Source organism: Paracidobacterium acidisoli, from assembly GCF_003428625.2.
Taxonomy (GTDB): domain Bacteria; phylum Acidobacteriota; class Terriglobia; order Terriglobales; family Acidobacteriaceae; genus Paracidobacterium; species Paracidobacterium acidisoli.
The window spans coordinates 1-1,189 of record NZ_QVQT02000014.1; the positions used below are offsets into that span (position 1 = coordinate 1).

General features: G+C 60.8%; 1 protein-coding gene. It reads right to left on the reverse strand.

Features of this window, described 5'->3' with window-relative positions; genetic code table 11:
* Position 1 precedes the first annotated feature (1 nt).
* Positions 2–1,189: elongation factor Tu (gene tuf / locus D0Y96_RS20300; RefSeq protein WP_117303742.1), on the reverse strand; the 1,188-nt coding region annotated here is incomplete at its 5' end.

A 1,189-nucleotide genomic window follows, 5' to 3' on the forward strand; every position in this document is an offset into this window, starting at 1 on the left:
TTTACTGAATAATTTCGGTGATGGTGCCGGCGCCTACGGTGCGTCCGCCTTCGCGGATCGCGAACCGAAGACCCTTCTCCATCGCCACCGGCGTGTGCAGCTCGATCTCGAGCGACACATTATCCCCCGGCATCACCATCTCCGTGCCCGCAGGCAGCTTCGCCGAGCCCGTCACGTCCGTCGTACGGAAGTAAAACTGCGGACGGTAGCCGTTGAAGAACGGCGTATGACGGCCGCCCTCATCCTTCGACAACACGTAAATCTCGCCCTTGAACTTCGTGTGCGGCGTGATCGACCCGGTCTTCGCCAGAACCATCCCGCGCTCCACGTCTTCCTTCGCAATACCGCGCAGCAGAAGCCCCGCGTTGTCCCCGGCCAGACCCTCGTCCAGCTGCTTCTTGAACATCTCAACCCCGGTCACAACCGTCTTGCGCGTCTCGCGGAAGCCAACAATCTCCGCTTCCTCGCCCACCTTCACCTTGCCGCGCTCGATACGGCCCGTCACCACCGTGCCGCGGCCGGAGATCGAGAAAATGTCTTCGATCGGCATCAGGAAAGGCTGGTCGATCGCACGCGCCGGCAGCGGAACGTTCGCGTCCACCGCAGCCATCAGATCGTCGATCCGGTCTTCCCACTGCTTCTCGCCGTTCAGTCCACCCAGCGCAGATCCGCGGATCACCGGCACATCGTCGCCCGGGAAGTTGTACTTCGACAGAAGCTCACGCACTTCCATCTCCACCAGATCGATCAGCTCGGGATCTTCCACCGCATCGCACTTGTTCAGGAACACCACGATGTACGGCACACCCACCTGGCGGGCCAGAAGCACGTGCTCCTTCGTCTGCGGCATCGGACCATCGGTCGCCGCCACCACCAGAATCGCGCCGTCCATCTGCGCCGCTCCGGTGATCATGTTCTTGATATAGTCCGCGTGACCCGGGCAGTCCACGTGCGCATAGTGACGGTTCGCCGTCTCATACTCCACATGCGCCGTCGCGATCGTGATACCGCGCTCACGCTCCTCAGGAGCATTGTCGATCGTGTCAAACGAACGGAACTTGTTGTTCGGGTTATGCTTCGACAGCACCTTCGTGATCGCCGCCGTCAACGTCGTCTTCCCGTGATCAATATGACCGATCGTCCCCACATTCACATGCGGCTTACTACGGTCAAACTTCTCCTTCGCCAT